Origin of the sequence: Pararoseomonas sp. SCSIO 73927 (assembly GCF_037040815.1) — a bacterium.
Lineage (GTDB): Bacteria > Pseudomonadota > Alphaproteobacteria > Acetobacterales > Acetobacteraceae > Roseomonas.
In genome coordinates this window covers 360,244-373,605 of record NZ_CP146232.1, presented here as the reverse complement: position 1 = coordinate 373,605, position 13,362 = coordinate 360,244, and the positions used below count along the sequence as shown (strand labels likewise).

General features: G+C 75.5%; 10 protein-coding genes. 4 read left to right on the top strand and 6 right to left on the bottom strand.

Going from position 1 to position 13,362, the window contains the following annotated elements; all coding sequences use genetic code 11:
- Nucleotides 1-35 precede the first annotated feature (35 nt).
- A complete protein-coding gene (locus VQH23_RS01885; RefSeq protein ID WP_338663919.1) occupies nt 36-209 on the top strand; it encodes a hypothetical protein in 174 nt (57 codons plus the stop codon).
- Here the strand turns inward: VQH23_RS01885 and VQH23_RS01880 are convergent.
- Complete coding sequence (locus tag VQH23_RS01880) at nt 175-1,161, bottom strand: NAD-dependent epimerase/dehydratase family protein (RefSeq protein WP_338663918.1); 987 nt, start codon at nt 1,159-1,161, stop codon at nt 175-177. The genes VQH23_RS01885 and VQH23_RS01880 overlap by 35 nt on opposite strands.
- 229 nt (nt 1,162-1,390) lie before the next feature.
- Here VQH23_RS01880 and VQH23_RS01875 point away from each other — a divergent pair, with 229 nt between their 5' ends.
- The 3 genes from VQH23_RS01875 to VQH23_RS01865 are packed head-to-tail and all read left to right on the top strand — an operon-like array spanning nt 1,391 to nt 4,396.
- Nucleotides 1,391-2,398, top strand: a complete 1,008-nt coding sequence (locus tag VQH23_RS01875; protein ID WP_338663917.1) for a glycosyltransferase family 2 protein — start codon at nt 1,391-1,393, stop codon at nt 2,396-2,398.
- Complete coding sequence (locus tag VQH23_RS01870; RefSeq protein ID WP_338663916.1) at nt 2,395-3,336, top strand: FkbM family methyltransferase; 942 nt, start codon at nt 2,395-2,397, stop codon at nt 3,334-3,336. Before VQH23_RS01875 ends, VQH23_RS01870 begins: the two co-directional genes overlap by 4 nt.
- 4 nt (nt 3,337-3,340) lie before the next feature.
- A complete protein-coding gene (locus VQH23_RS01865) occupies nt 3,341-4,396 on the top strand; it encodes a glycosyltransferase family A protein (protein ID WP_338663915.1) in 1,056 nt (351 codons plus the stop codon).
- Here VQH23_RS01865 and VQH23_RS01860 read toward each other — a convergent pair.
- The 5 genes from VQH23_RS01860 to prsT all read right to left on the bottom strand — a co-directional run bounded on the left by VQH23_RS01860 (nt 4,367) and on the right by prsT (nt 13,358).
- On the bottom strand, nt 4,367-5,620 hold the full coding sequence (locus VQH23_RS01860) for a glycosyltransferase (protein ID WP_338663914.1): 1,254 nt from the start codon (nt 5,618-5,620) through the stop codon (nt 4,367-4,369). The genes VQH23_RS01865 and VQH23_RS01860 overlap by 30 nt on opposite strands.
- A 22-nt stretch (nt 5,621-5,642) precedes the next feature.
- Complete coding sequence (locus tag VQH23_RS01855; RefSeq protein WP_338663913.1) at nt 5,643-7,736, bottom strand: hypothetical protein; 2,094 nt, start codon at nt 7,734-7,736, stop codon at nt 5,643-5,645.
- The gene (locus VQH23_RS01850; protein ID WP_338663912.1) at nt 7,736-8,959 is read right to left on the bottom strand and encodes a glycosyltransferase family 4 protein; all 1,224 of its coding nucleotides are present in this window, start codon (nt 8,957-8,959) and stop codon (nt 7,736-7,738) included. The genes VQH23_RS01855 and VQH23_RS01850 overlap by 1 nt, the downstream gene beginning before the upstream one ends.
- Nucleotides 8,960-9,128: 169 nt before the next feature.
- Nucleotides 9,129-10,502: a putative O-glycosylation ligase, exosortase A system-associated gene (locus VQH23_RS01845; protein ID WP_338663911.1), complete on the bottom strand. Its 1,374-nt coding sequence runs from the start codon at nt 10,500-10,502 to the stop codon at nt 9,129-9,131.
- A 9-nt stretch (nt 10,503-10,511) separates the two neighbouring features.
- The gene (prsT, locus tag VQH23_RS01840) at nt 10,512-13,358 is read right to left on the bottom strand and encodes an XrtA/PEP-CTERM system TPR-repeat protein PrsT (RefSeq protein WP_338663910.1); all 2,847 of its coding nucleotides are present in this window, start codon (nt 13,356-13,358) and stop codon (nt 10,512-10,514) included.
- Between the last annotated feature and the right edge of the window lie 4 nt (nt 13,359-13,362).

Sequence of the window (13,362 nt, the reverse complement as noted above, 5' to 3'; positions counted from 1 at the left end):
CTCATCACGGCCCCGATCGACCGAGGAGGCATCGCGTGAACCCAGGCCGCACCGACCCCGACCACGCGAATGCCGGCCGGGAATCCGTCGGCGCCGGGCCCGCCCCGACGAGGCGGATGACCTGGCCCGCGGCCGCGCTGCTGATCGCCGCGCTCTCGGTGCTGGGCTGGGGTCTCATAGCGCTTGCCATAGGGGTGTTCTGGCGCTGAGGCCTGGCCGGGCCGGGCGCGCCAGCCCGGGCCTTCCCTCCCGCATCCAGGCCAGGGTCGACTCCAGGCCGTCCCGGATCGGCACGGTCGAGCCCAGGCCCAGCCGCTCGCGCGCGAGGAGCGGCGAGCCGATGGAGTGGCGCACCTCCCCCGCCCTCGGGGGCTGGTGGGTGACCTCGGCCGTGACGTCGAGGAGGTCCGCCACGAGGGAGGCCAGTTGCAGCACCGAGGTCCCGCGCCCGGTGCAGATGTTGTAGACCGGCGCGGCCGTGTCGGTGCGGTTCATCGCCGCGAGGAGGGCGCGCACCACGTCCTCGACGAAGATGAAGTCCCGGGTCTGCTGGCCATCCCCGAAGACGGTGAGGGGCTCCCTCCGCAGCAGGCGGTCGCAGAAGATGGAGATCACGCCCGAATAGGGCGAGGCCGGGTCCTGCCGCGGGCCGAAGACGTTGAAGAAGCGCAGCCCGGCGGTGGGGATGCCGTGGACATGGCCCGCCACGCGCGCGTGCTGCTCGCATCCCAGCTTGTCGGCGCCGTAGGCCGAGAGGGGCTGGACGGCCGAGCCCTCGTGCAGCGGCAGGTTCCCGTTGCTGCCGTAGACGGCGGCGGAGGAGGCGTAGACCACGGGGATGCGGCGCCCGCGCGCGGCCTCGAGCAGCGCGACCGTGGCGGAGAGGTTGGTGCGGTGGGCGCCGAGCCAGTCCTTCTCGCCGCGCTGGACGGAGGCGATCGCGGCGAGGTGGAAGCAGCCGTCGACGCCGGCCAGCGCCTCGCGCAGCGCCATGGGCTGGCAGACGTCGCCCAGCAGGAACTTGCTGCCGGGCGCAAGATTAGCCTCGGAGCCGCTCGAAAGATCGTCCAGCACCCGCACGCCGTGCCCGCCGGCGCGGAGCGCGGCGCAGAGATGGGAGCCGATGAACCCGCAGCCGCCGGTCACGAGGAACGTCGCCATCGCCGTGAAAGCCCTCCCGCAAGACAACGTGGTGAAAGCTAACCGGACAGCGGCCCCGAGATAAGTAGTATTATGAGCTTTACATAATTTACATTTTACACGACCGGGTTTTACATAATTTTCATCCTGGTCAATCCGAAAAACCAAACATCCCGTGCGATTTCCTTGAAGAAACAGGAAAGCCGGCGGAAGTTGTTTCTGGAAAATAATCAAGGTGCGGGACCAGTCCTTGGACCTCGGTGTCATCTGTCCGGTCTTCGACAGCGATCCGGCGCTTCTGCGCTCGGCGGTCGGGTCCGTGCTGTCGGCCGGCGGGGGGCGCGGCGTGGCGGAGCTGATCCTCGTCGACGACGCGTCGTCGGAGCGCGCCACGCTGGACGCGCTGGAGTCGCTGCGCTCCGAGCCGCGGGTCCGCATCCTTCGGCAGGCGCGCAACACCGGCCCGGCCTCCGCACGCAACCGCGGGATCAGCGAGGTCAGGGCGAAGTGGATCGGCTTCCTCGACGCGGACGACCTCTGGCTGCCAGGCCGGGTGGAAGCCGCCGCAGCCCTGGTCAAGGCGGCCGACCCGGAGGCTGCCGGCCCGGAGTGGATCGGCGGCCGCCACGTCACGCTGCACGGCGACGGCCGGCTGCGGGCGGAGCCGGGCATCCACGCGGCAATGGCGGGAGTGGGCCACGCCGGCATCCCCGCCCGCGCCTATCACGGCCCCGGCCTCACGCGGCAGTTGATCGCGAACTTCTGGATGCACCTCGGCGCGGTGCTCGTGAAACGAGATCTCGCTCTGCGTATCGGCGGTTTCGCGGACGGGCTCCGCTACTACGAGGACTTCCTGTTCCTCGCCAGGCTCTCGGCCCTCGCGCCGCTGCACGTGCTGGACGCCGATGTCTACGCGTGGCGCCGCACGGGCACGGGCGCCACGGCCTCGCCGGCGCGCCTCTCGCCGGATTCGCTTCGCATGCACCGCCTGGCGCTTGCGGACCCGCTGCTGCACGGCGTCCGGCGGGAGCTGCGCTGGGCGCGCTACAGCGCCCGCAAGGGCCTCGCCCTCAACAACCTCCTCGCCGGGCACCGCCTCCGCGCCCTGCTCCTCGCCGTCGACACCTACTGCCTGGATCCGCGGGAGGTCGGCGACCTTCTCGCCTTCCTGCGACTCCTGGCGTGGGGCGACGGCGGGCCCGCCGGGCGCCTCCGCTACTCCCGCACCGAAATCTTCCCCTCCCAGGAAACACGATGAACGCGATCGCGCGGCCGCAGGCCCAGCCCATGATGCTCCACGCCGCCTGCGCCGGGCTGCGGCTCTACTTCCGGCACGTCCCGCTGCGCGCGGGCAAGGAGTGGCTGTGGAACAGGATCGTCCACCGCCACATCCTCTGGCGCTCCTTCCGGATCCAGGCGCGCACGCGGTTCGGCGCGCGGCTGGAGGGCGCCTTCCCCGACGTGGTGCACGGCTACGTCTACTTCTTCGGCGTCTGGGAACCCTCCGTCACCGCGCTCCTCCGCGCCGCGCTGCGGCCGGGCGACGTGGTGATCGACATCGGGGCGAATGTCGGGCTGCACACGCTGCTCGCGGCCAAGCTCATCGGCCCTGGCGGGCGCGTGCACGCGGTGGAGGCCTCGCCCGGGATCTTCCGGCAACTGGAGCGGAACCTGGCCGCGAACGGCGTGACCAACGTGCGCGCCTACAACGTGGCGGCCACAGCCGTGGCCGGCCCCGTGCCGGTCTTCCTGCACGACGACACAAATCTCGGCGGCACGACGATCGTGGCGGAGGAGGCGGCCCGCAACGGCGCGCGGCACGAGGCGGTGGTGGAAGGACGCCCCCTGGCGCAGATCGTGCCGGCCGACGAGATCGCCGCGGCGCGCCTGATCAAGATCGACGTGGAGGGCGCGGAGTGGATGGTGCTGCAGGGCATGAGGGAGGTCCTGCCGCGCCTGCGCGCCGACGCCGAGGTGCTGGTGGAGGTGAGGCCCGCGGCGCTGGAGGAGACCGGCGGGTCGCTGGAGGCGCTGCTCGCCCTGTTCGCGGAGGCCGGGTTCCGGCCCTTCGAGGTGGCGAACGACTACCGCCCGGGCTTCTACATCCGCCCCCCCTCCGCGCGCCTCATCCCCCTGACCCGCACGGATTTCGACATGGCCGACCTCGTCTTCCGGCGCCCCGGCGGGGGGGGCTGATCCCATGCCGCCCGATCCCGTGCCGCAGGAGGCCGCGCCCCGCATCAGCGTCGTCGTCCCGACCTACAACCGGGCGGCGCTGCTGGCCGAGACGCTGGACGCCATCATCGGCCAGAGCCTGCGCCCGCACGAGATCATCGTGGTGGATGACGGCTCGACCGACGGCACCGCGGCGATGCTGGCGGAGCGCTACCGCGGCCTCGTCACGGCCTGCCGCATCCCGAACTCCGGCGACCTCGCGGCGCGCAACGCCGGGCTGCGGATCGCGACCGGCGACCTCGTCGCCTTCTGCGACAGCGACGACCTCTGGTCCCCCGGGTTCCTGCGGGCCATGGCGGCGCTCTGGGCCGCCGAGCCGCGTACCCGCGCCGCCTTCACGGACTTCACGGTCCTGCAGGACGGGTGCGACCTCGCGCCCCGGAAGTTCGACACGGCCCCGCCGGGCTATTGGGGCGGCCTCCGCCACGTCAGCCCGGACGGCAGCGCGGTGTTCGACACGCCCATCGTGGACCGGCTGATCCGCTTCCAGCCCTTCTTCCCCTCCTGCATGGTGGCAGACCGGCTTTTCCTGCTGGATGTCGGCGGCTGGGACGTCTCGGTGGGCCGCGTGGTCGGCACGGATTTCGCGACCGCCCTGCTGCTGGCGGAGCACACGCCCTTCGGCGTGGTGCCGCGCCCGCTCGTGCGGATCCGCAAGCACGCCGGCAACTACTCCGCCGATGTGCAGGCGATGAACCTCGGCGACGCGGCGATCCTGGAGCACGTGCTGCGGCGCCGCCCCTCCCTCGGCCCGCACGCCGCCAGCATCCGCGAGAGCGCCGCGCGCCGGCGGGCGGACGCGCTGCACATCGCCTTCGGCCGGCACGACCACGCGGCGGTGCGGCGGATCTACGCGCAGCTTCCCCGGCCGCACCGGGCCTGGCGGGCCAGGCTGAAGCTCGGGGTTTCCGTCCTGCCGGAGCCGCTTCGGCGGCTCGTCGGCGCCACGTTCCTCGCCCTCGGGTCCTGGGGCGCGGACAGGAAGCGGAGCTCAGGCCCGCGCGCCCTGCCAGGCGGGTGAGGGGGCCGGCGCGAACAGCTCCGGGAAGCCCTGCCGCAGGATGGCCCGGTAGGCCAGGGCCTGCGCCTCCGGCCCGCGCCCCTCGCGCAGGCGGTGCAGCGCGGCGGTCTGGGCCTCGTAGCGGGCGCGGTCCGGCCCGCCCGTCACCAGCTCCTCCAGCACCGCCTGCATCCCCGCCAGGTCGTCGCAAAGGTGGCCGATGTCGCCGCCCTCGGCGAACAGCGCCTGCGTGATCGGAACCCGCGCGGCGATCACCGGCTTGCACCACGCCACCGCGTCCATCAGCCCGCCACTGGGCGAGAGGCTGTAGTAGCCGGGCTGCAGCGGCAGGAACACGTAGTGCAGCCCGGCCATCCGCGCCGCAAAGGTCTCGCGCGGGATATGCCCGGCCTCCACGGGGTGGGCGATGTCGGCGAAGCGCTCGGCCGGGGTGCTGCCGGGGCGGCCGCCCACGATGTGGAACTCGATCCGCGCGCCGTGGCGCGCCCGGAACAGCCGCGCCGTCTCCAGGTAGGCGTCGATCCCCTTGGAGGCCGTGGCCATCCCCACGATTCCCACGCGGATCGGCCCTTCCGGCAAGGGCGGGGGCGCGGCGCGGCCCGCCGCTTCCCGCACGTCCACGGGGTGCGGCAGCACGTCCGTCCGGGCCCGGCTGCCGGGGATGGCGGCCTCCAGCGCGTCGCGGATCACCGTCTCGAAGACCAGCAGCCGGAGCCGCCGCGACGGCCGCGCGAGCATCGCGTGCAGGTCCAGCCGGCGGAGCAGCGGGTGGCGGGACCGCCAACCCACCACCTCGTTCAGGTTGCCGTGCAGCCCCACCTGCACCGAGACGGGGCGCCGCGCGGTGCGCGCCGCGATCAGCGCGGCCAGGATCGCGGTCGGCGTGGTGGAGGCGAGGACGAGGAGGTGCGGCTCCCCCCGGGGGGCGGATTCGCGCGCGGCGGCCCGCAGCGCGGCCTGGATCGTCCGCAGCTCCCGCCAGAAGCGGCGGGCGGAGACGATGTGCGTCTTCCAGCGGTGCAGCGGCGAGAGCGCGATGGGCGTGAAGCGCAGGTTCGGCAGGCCCCGCATCGCCGGGGCGGCGCGCACCGCCTGCAGGTGGTCCGCCTCCGCGTGGAAGCGCACGCCGGTCCCGGGAAAAGCGAGCGCCATCGCCTCCAGCAGCCCGCGGTTGATCGGCACATGGGCGGTGCCGCTGTTCGTCATGTCGAAGACGAGGATCATCGCGCTCCCCTTTCCCGCCCGCTCAGGACGCGCAGCGGGCGCCGCCGCGCCCGCGCGGGACGATGTGGAAGGCCGGGTCGCGCGCGAAATCCTGCGCCCGGGTGAAGGGCGCCCCCGCGCCCGCCAGCCAGGTGTAGGCCTGCGCCGCCGCAGCCGAGCCGAGCGTCTCGGAGACGGCCGCGAGGGAGGCCAGGGCGAGCTGGGCGTAGTCGCCCTCGCTCCGGCCCCATCCCGTGCCGTTGGAGAGGCCCCTGGCCCGCGTCGCCTCCCCCATCGCCGCCCAGCTTCCCAGGGGCTGCCCGCCGGGGGAGAGATGCGCGATGAGGTAGGCCGCGCCGTCGTTCCGCCCGAAGCCGCGATCCGCCGCCCCGAAGCGGCCGACGAGGAAGTTCGCCATCCACGTCAGCACCGCGCGCGCCGCCTCGTCGCCCCGGCGCGCGGCGATGGCGGCGGTGGAGGCGAAGTAGTCCTGCTGCCAGGGCGGCAGCACGCCGGCCGCGCCGTACTCGCCGGGGATCCAGCCATGCGCCTCGCCCTGGGCCGCCGTCCAGGCCGGGATCTGGGCGCGGATCCAGGCCCAGTTCCCGGCGGCGGCGGCGCGCAGCCAGGGGCGGTTGGAGTCGTCGTCCGGGCTGATCCAGGCCGCGTTCTCCAGCTGGCGCAGGGACCAGGCGCCGCCGCGCACCTGGTTGCCGCGCACCACGTTCACGCCCTCGCCGGGCCCTGCGGCGCCCGGCGCCCCGCGCGCCGAGGGCGAGGGCCATTGCGAGACGACGCACCAGGAGGCCTGGGCCTGCAGGTTGTCCAGCAGGGCGCGCCGCCCGGTCAGCAGGCAGGGCACGAAGTTCAGGTCCGGCTGGTGCGCGCAATCGGCCCGCCAGCCCGTATCCCCCGCCACGGGCTGCATCAGCCCGCCCGGCGCGGGGCCGCCCCGCCCGTCGCTCCACAGCCGGGGCCAGCGGCGCGTGTCGATCCAGCCGCCGCCCCCGGTGCTGCCCCCGGTGCCGCCGGAGGGGTCCCAGTAGTGCCAGGGAATAGAGCCCGCCGCCTCGGCCTGCCCCTGGCAGTAGGCGGCCGCGCGGGGATCGCCGGTGATGAGCCAGACGGCCTGCGGCATGGTGGCGGGGCCGATATCCGCGCGCCCACCGGTCTGCCCCATGTCCTGCGTGATCCCCCGGGCGGAGAGGGGTGCCGCCCAGGCGGGCGCGGCCATCGCCGCGCCCAGCCGCGCCAGCAGCGCCTCCTCCACCCCGGTCGCGAGGTCGTAGCGCGCAACGGCCGCCGCATCGGCCAGGTAGGCGGCGTCGTGCCGCACCAGGGGCGGCGTGCCGGAGCGCACCGAACCCAGCAGCCGCCCCCAGCCCGTGTACTGGGCCTGCTTCGGGATCGTCGTCTCCAGCGCCGTGCGCCCGTCCAGGAGGAGCTGGACGGCGTAGGCGGCCTCGCCGCCGTTCGGGCGCATCGCCACGTCGTTGCGGAACCAGGCTTCCACCCAGAGCGAGCCGTCCGCCCGCAGCGCCACGTCCGCGACGAGCCGGAGGGAGGCGACGCCCCCCGCCGAGGCCGGGGGCACGGCGGCCGAGACCCGCGTCGCCACGGCCAGCGGGCCGGCCTGCCAGGGCGCCTCTCCCAGCGCGGCGCGGAACGCAGCCAGCAGGTCCATCCGCCACTCCGCCTCGCCGGAGCCGCGCAGCGTGACGAGGGCCTGCCGCCCGGACAGCGCCGCCGGCACGTCCAGCGCCGGCCCCGGCGCCTCCCCCGCGGAGAGCACCACCCCCTGCCGGCCGCCGCGCGGCAGGGCGGGGCAGGAGAGGGCGATCACCGCCCACCGGGCGGAGCCGTCGGGGTGGCGGGTCTTCACGTCGATCTGCGCCGGCAGGGTTCGCCCGTCCGGCAGCCTGGCGCGCAGCCCGGCGCGGCCCGGCACGTCGCCCGGCCGGAAGGCCTGGCCGAAGACGGCGACGCTGCCGACGCCCCCGCCCATCCCCTCAAGCACCAGCCCGACGATGTCGCCGGGTGCGGAAGGGCAGGGCGGCGCCGCGGCGCGCACCTGCGCCAGCGCCCCGCCGGGGAGGGCGAGGGCCGCGGTGGCGGCGAGGAGGTCCCGGCGGCGCATCACGCCCCCGCCCTCGCGGCCAGGACGCGCCGGAACACCGCCATCTGGCCGGCGCTCGTCTCCTCCCAGCCGAAGCCCTCGGCATAGGCGCGGGTGGCGGCCCGTTCCGGTGGACTGGCCAGCAGGCGACGCACCCCGGCCGCCACGGCCTCCGGCGTCGTCCTCTCCATCACCAGCCCCGCGGCGGGGCTCCGCACCGCCTCGCGGCTGCCCCAGGCCGGGCTGGCCACGACGGGCGTGCCGCAGGCCATGGATTCCAGCAGCACGTTCGCCCAGCCCTCCCGGCTGGAGGCGAGCACCATCGCGTCCGCGGCGCCGTACCATCCGGGCAGGCTCGCATGGGGCTGGGCACCGACGAGCCGCACCCGGTCCTCCACCCCCAGCCGCCGGGCGAGGGCGACCAGCGCCCCGCGCTCCGGCCCCTCGCCGAGGATCAGCAGGCGGTGCCCCGGCAGCATCGGCAGGGCCGCGATGACGTGGTGGTGTCCCTTGCGCTCGATGAGGTGGCCGACCGAGACCAGCACGGGCCCTTCGCCCAGCCCGAGCGCCGCGCGCGCGGCCGGGCGCGAGACGGGGGGCACGAAGGTGTTCAGGTCCACGCCGTTGCGCAGCACCGTCACCTTCTCCGGCGGCGCACCCAGCGCCAGCAGCCCGTCCCGCAGCCCCGCGCTCACCGCGATCAGCGCGTCCGCGCCGCGGATGGCCCGCAGGATCGCCTGGCGGGGCAGGCGGTAGCCCGGCAGCTGGCTGACATCGGAGCCGCGCGCCGTGATGACCACGGGCTTGCCGAGTTCCTGCCCGAGCCAGACCGCCGCCACGCCATCGGGGTAAAGGTAGTGGGCGTCCAGCAGGTCGAAGTCGAAGCCGCTCTCCATCATGCGCGCCAGCGCCGACCGGGCCGCGAGGTAGAGGCTGGTGGGCGCCGTCAGCATCCCCAGCCCGGGCGGGGCGAGGAAGCGGGGATGATGCACCCGCAACCCGTGCCGCTCCGCCTCCGCCGGGCCTTTCCGCCCGCGGAAGGGGAACCACGGCACCGGCGCCAGCACCGTGCTCCGCGCCTCACCGCCCCCGACGAGGTGGAGCAGCCGGTTCTCGACGAAGACGCCATGATTGGGACGCCCGGGGCTTGGGTAGAGGGTGCTGAAGGTCAGCAACCGGAGCGGGCTTTCGGCGCGGGGCGCCGGGCGTGCGGGAAGGGTGGAAATGTCCTGCGCGGCGCTCACGGCCGTCCTCTCCCGATGGGGCGGGGGCCGGCGGCTCCCCGCGCATGTCGAAGGGTGACCAGGCCGGGTTCGCCGGATCCCGCACCGCCCACCAGGCGAGCCAGGCGACGCCCACGAGCATCGCCAGGAAGTAGAGGCCGTCCATGCGCGCGCTCCTCCATTGGCCGGGTCATGCGCGGACCCCGCCCGCAAGGCCCGGCAGGGCGGGCCGCGCGGGGCCGCCCCGCCAACCACCTCGCCAGCCACCGGCCACGCCGCGCCGCGCCGCCGCGCGCGCGGCCCCGTTCCCCGCCAGCGGATCCCCGGCCAGCGCCTTCAGCGCCAGCGCGTGCGCGGCGCCCACCACCACCAGCAGCGTCCAGTAGAAGTCCCAGTAGGAGAGCGAGAGGAAGGTGCCGCTGACGAGGTAGGCGACGATCGAGACCTGCGCCATGCGCCCGAGATCGCCCGCCCAGGCCAGATCCGGCCGGCCCCGCGCCATGCGGCCGAGCCGCAGGGCAAGGATCAGGCCCGATAGCGTGAGGCTCAGCCAGACGAGGAAGGTGGGGAAGCCGTTCTCGCCCAGCAGCTCGAACCAGATGCTGTGCACGGCGCGCGCCGGCCCGCCCGGCGCCACCGTGTCCACCGCCGAGCGCGTGTAGGGGCCGGTGAAGCCCGCCCCCGTCAGCGGCCGGCTGAGCGCGAGGCGGAAGGAGATGTCCCAGAGCACCAGCCGCTCGGAGGCCGAGCCGTCCTCCTGGTAGGTGGAGATGGTGTTCATCCGCTCCGTCCAGGCGGCCGGCATGAAGGCGATGGCCCCGGCCACGCAGGCCGCCAGCACGACGCCGGAGACCAGCTTGCCCTTGGTGCGCAGCCACATCACGAAGGCGGCGGCCAGCAGCCCCAGCAGCGCGCCGCGCGAGTAGCTGGCGACGACGGCGAGCAGCGTCAGCGCCATCGCGGCGGCCAGCCCCAGCCGCACGATCCGGTGCGCCGAGTGCATCCGCAGCCAGTTCATCAGCGGCAGCGTCACCAGCATCGCCGCGGCGAGGTGGTTGTTGTCCGTGATCATTGTCTGCGGCGGGCCCCAGACCCGGTAGTTGCCGCCGTTGACGATCGAGAAAATGCCGCCGCGCACGCCGTAGTAGCCGAGCGAGATCACCATCACCCAGACCAGCGCCTGCACCCGCCGCCGGTCCGTCAGCATGGAGGCGGTGACGAGAAGCACCAGCAGCACCTTCATCGTGTGCTCCCACTTCGCCCAGACCGCGCCGGGCTCGCCGATCGCCGCGGCGGAGGTGAGGGTGAAGCACGCCATGAGCGCCAGCAGCGGGACCGTGATGGCGTTCCACACCGGCCGCCGCAGCTCCCCCGCCGCCACGCAGCCGATCAGCGTGGCCGCGAAGACCGACATCGCCCATGGCAGCTCGGAGGCCGGTCCCCAGACCAGCCGGTGCGGGTTCATGAAGGAGATCCAGGACCACAGCAGGATCCCGGCGAAGGGCCGCGCCACCGCCAGCGCCAGCAGCGCCGCCAGCACCGCGACGAAGAGGAGGTCGCGCATCCCCGCCCCTCAGCGACGCGCGCGCAGGTCGACGAGGAGGCGCTCGGCCTCCGCCTTCTCGGGGAAGACGGGCGCGCCCTCCATCGCCGCGGCGAGCACCGTCAGCGCCTCCTCCCGCCCGCCCGTCGCGCGGAGGGCGTAGGCCAGGCGGTAGGCGGAGGCGGGGTCGGGGCGCTCCGCCGACCGCGCCGTGGCGGATAGCCGGAGCAGCGGCACCGCGCGCTCCGCCTGCCCGCCGCGCGCCATGATCCAGCCCAGCGTGTCCGCCGTGTCGGGGTTGGGCGTTAGAAAGTAGGCGCGCTCCGCCAGGGAAAGCGCCCGGGAGCGGGTGGCGGCGTCCCCGCCCCGCTGCCCCAGCAGCCAGGCGAGGTTGTTGAGGGACACGGGGTTCCCGGGATGCCGCGCCACGATCCTCTCCAGCCGCCGCTCCGCCTCCTCGTTGCGCCCGGCTTCGATGTCGAACTGCGAGAGGACGAGGCCGACGCCGTCGTCGTCCGGGTTGGCGGCCAGCCAGGACCGCAACGCCGCGTCCGCGGCTGGCGCGTCGCCCGCCGCGCGCAGCGCCGTCGCCTGCCGCAGCACCATCACCCCCATGGGAGCCTGCCCCATGGCCGCCGCGTAGGCCGCCGCCGCCTCCCTCGGCCTCCCCGCGGCGGACAGCACGTCGCCGCGCAACGCCAGGCTTGCCGGCCGTGCCTCCGGCTGCGCCGCGAGGCGGTCGGCCAGGGCCAGCGCCGCGTCCAGGCCCCGTGCCTGCAGCACCAGCCCGGCGAGCGTCTGCTGCAGCGTCGCATCGGCCGGGCGCGCCCGCAGCCCCTGCTCGATCAGCGTCTCCGCCCCGCGCGCGTCGCCGGAGCGGACGAGCAGAGCCGCCAACTGCCGGCGCGCCGCCGCGGAGTTCGGGTCCTGGGCCAGGGCCAGGCGGCTCTGCGCCTCCGCCTCGGCCCACTGTTCCGCCGCCGCATGGGCCTCGGAACGGGCCAGGGGAACCGTGACGGCCGCCCCGCCCTGCAGCGGCGGCGCGGCCAGCACCCGCGCCGCCCCGGCGGCGTCGCCCGCGCGCATCATCACGTTGGCCATGGCCAGTGCCAGCGGCTGCACGCCGGGCGCGGCCTCCTGCACCGCGGCCAGCACGGCCCGCGCCTGCGCGGCGCGCGGCGATCCCGGCATCGCCGAGGCGGCGAGCTGGCCGATCGCTTCCACATTGGCCGGATCCGCCCGCAGCACCTCCCCGAGCAGCCGCTCGGACTCCTCCGGGCGGTTCTCGATCCGCGCCACGCGCGCCAGCCCGATCCGGGCGGCGGTGGAGGCGGGGTGGTCGCGCAGCACGCCGGCGAAGACCGCCCGGGCGGGCTGCAGCTGGAACCGCGCGAGGTGGAGGGTGCCCTGCAGCACCGCCGCGACCTCGCCGCGCCGGGTGGCCGGGTCCAGGCGGTCCAGCTCCGCCTCCGCGGCCTGCAGGTCGCCGCGCTGCAGGGCCGTGAGGGCGAGGATCTCCCGCAGGCCGCGCCGGTTCGGGTCGCGCTGCAGCGCGCCCTCCGCCGCCGCCGCCGTGCCCTCCCGGTCCCCTGCGGCCATGCGGGCCGCGGCGAGGCGGCCGAGCACGCCGGCATCGTCGGGCGCCAGCTCCGCGGCACGGGCCAGGGCGGCCACCGCCTCGCGCCGGCGGCCCGCGCGGCTGTGGAGCCGCCCGAGCAGGTCCAGCGCTTCCGCATCCGCCGTGCCGCGCTCCGCCAGGCGGGCGAGGATCGCCGCCGCCTCCTCGTGCCGGTTCGCGTCGATCTCGAAGGCGGCGACGAGCCGTGCGCCGCGCGGGTCCTCCGGCTGCCGCGCGTGGTGGCGGCGCGCGGCGTCCTCGGCCTGCGCCGTCTGGTTCAGCCCGCGCTTGGCGAAGGCCAGCAGCAGGAACCCGTCCGGGAAGTTGCCGAGGATGGAGCCGATGGGCTGCAGCGCCGCGTCCACACCGGCCCAATCCCCCGCGCGGGCCAGCAGCATGGCCCGCAGGTAGAGGCCGGGCGGGCTGCCCGGCATGGTGGCGAGGACGGCGTCCACGTCCGCCTTCGCAGGGGCCGGCTCGTTGAGCTGCAGCAGCACCTCGGCCCGCCGCAGCCGCGCCCCCGCATTGCCCGGGGCGGCCGAGACCGCCCGCGTGAAGCTCTCCAGCGCGGGCCTCAGCTCCTGCCGCGCCAGCTGCAGCGACCCCTTGCGGAGCCATCCCTCCGCGGAGGCGGGATCGCGCGCCAGCACGCGGTCCACGGCCGCCTCCGCCGCGGCGCGGTCGTCGGCGGCCATCGCGAGGGCGGCGGCGGAGAGCTGCACCTCCTCCGCCTCCGGCGCCAGGCGCAGCGCCGCCTCGCCCGCCTCGCGCGCGGCCTCCGCCTGCCCGGTCGCGAGCAGCGCGAGGACGCGGCCCGCCAGGACCTGCGCCGCCACGCCTGAAGCCGCCGCCGCCGGGCCGGGTGCGGGGAAGTCGCGGAGCAGCTCGTCGAAGCGCCCCGTCACGACATAGGCGCGGATCAGCAGCGCGGTGCCGCGCGCGGGGTCGTAGCCGCGCTCCATGGCGGCCCGCGCCTCGCGCTCCGCCACCTCGCCGTCGCCCAGCTCCAGGCTGGCCAGGGCGAGCGAGACCCGGGTGGATGCTGATCCCGGATCGTCCCGCACCGCGTTGCGCCACTCCAGCTGGGCCGCCCGCAGGTCGCCGCGCGCCGCGGCCTCCCGCGCCCGCTCCGGCGCCGCCGCGCCGGCGGGGGAGGCGGCGACGGCACCGAGCAGGACGGCCCCGGCGAGGAGCGCGCCTCCTCTCAGGGCCAGGGATGCGGCGCGGGCTGTGGAGGAGGGTGAGATGGAGCGGTGCATGGCG

Coding starts and splice junctions, on each gene's coding strand:
- VQH23_RS01880 (WP_338663918.1), bottom strand. CDS start 1,161: ATGGCGACGTTCCTCGTGACCGGCGGCTGCGGGTTCATCGGCTCCCAT.
- VQH23_RS01870 (WP_338663916.1), top strand. CDS start 2,395: ATGAACGCGATCGCGCGGCCGCAGGCCCAGCCCATGATGCTCCACGCC.
- VQH23_RS01865 (WP_338663915.1), top strand. CDS start 3,341: ATGCCGCCCGATCCCGTGCCGCAGGAGGCCGCGCCCCGCATCAGCGTC.
- VQH23_RS01860 (WP_338663914.1), bottom strand. CDS start 5,620: ATGATCCTCGTCTTCGACATGACGAACAGCGGCACCGCCCATGTGCCG.
- VQH23_RS01855 (WP_338663913.1), bottom strand. CDS start 7,736: ATGCGCCGCCGGGACCTCCTCGCCGCCACCGCGGCCCTCGCCCTCCCC.
- VQH23_RS01845 (WP_338663911.1), bottom strand. CDS start 10,502: ATGCGCGACCTCCTCTTCGTCGCGGTGCTGGCGGCGCTGCTGGCGCTG.
- prsT (WP_338663910.1), bottom strand. CDS start 13,358: ATGCACCGCTCCATCTCACCCTCCTCCACAGCCCGCGCCGCATCCCTG.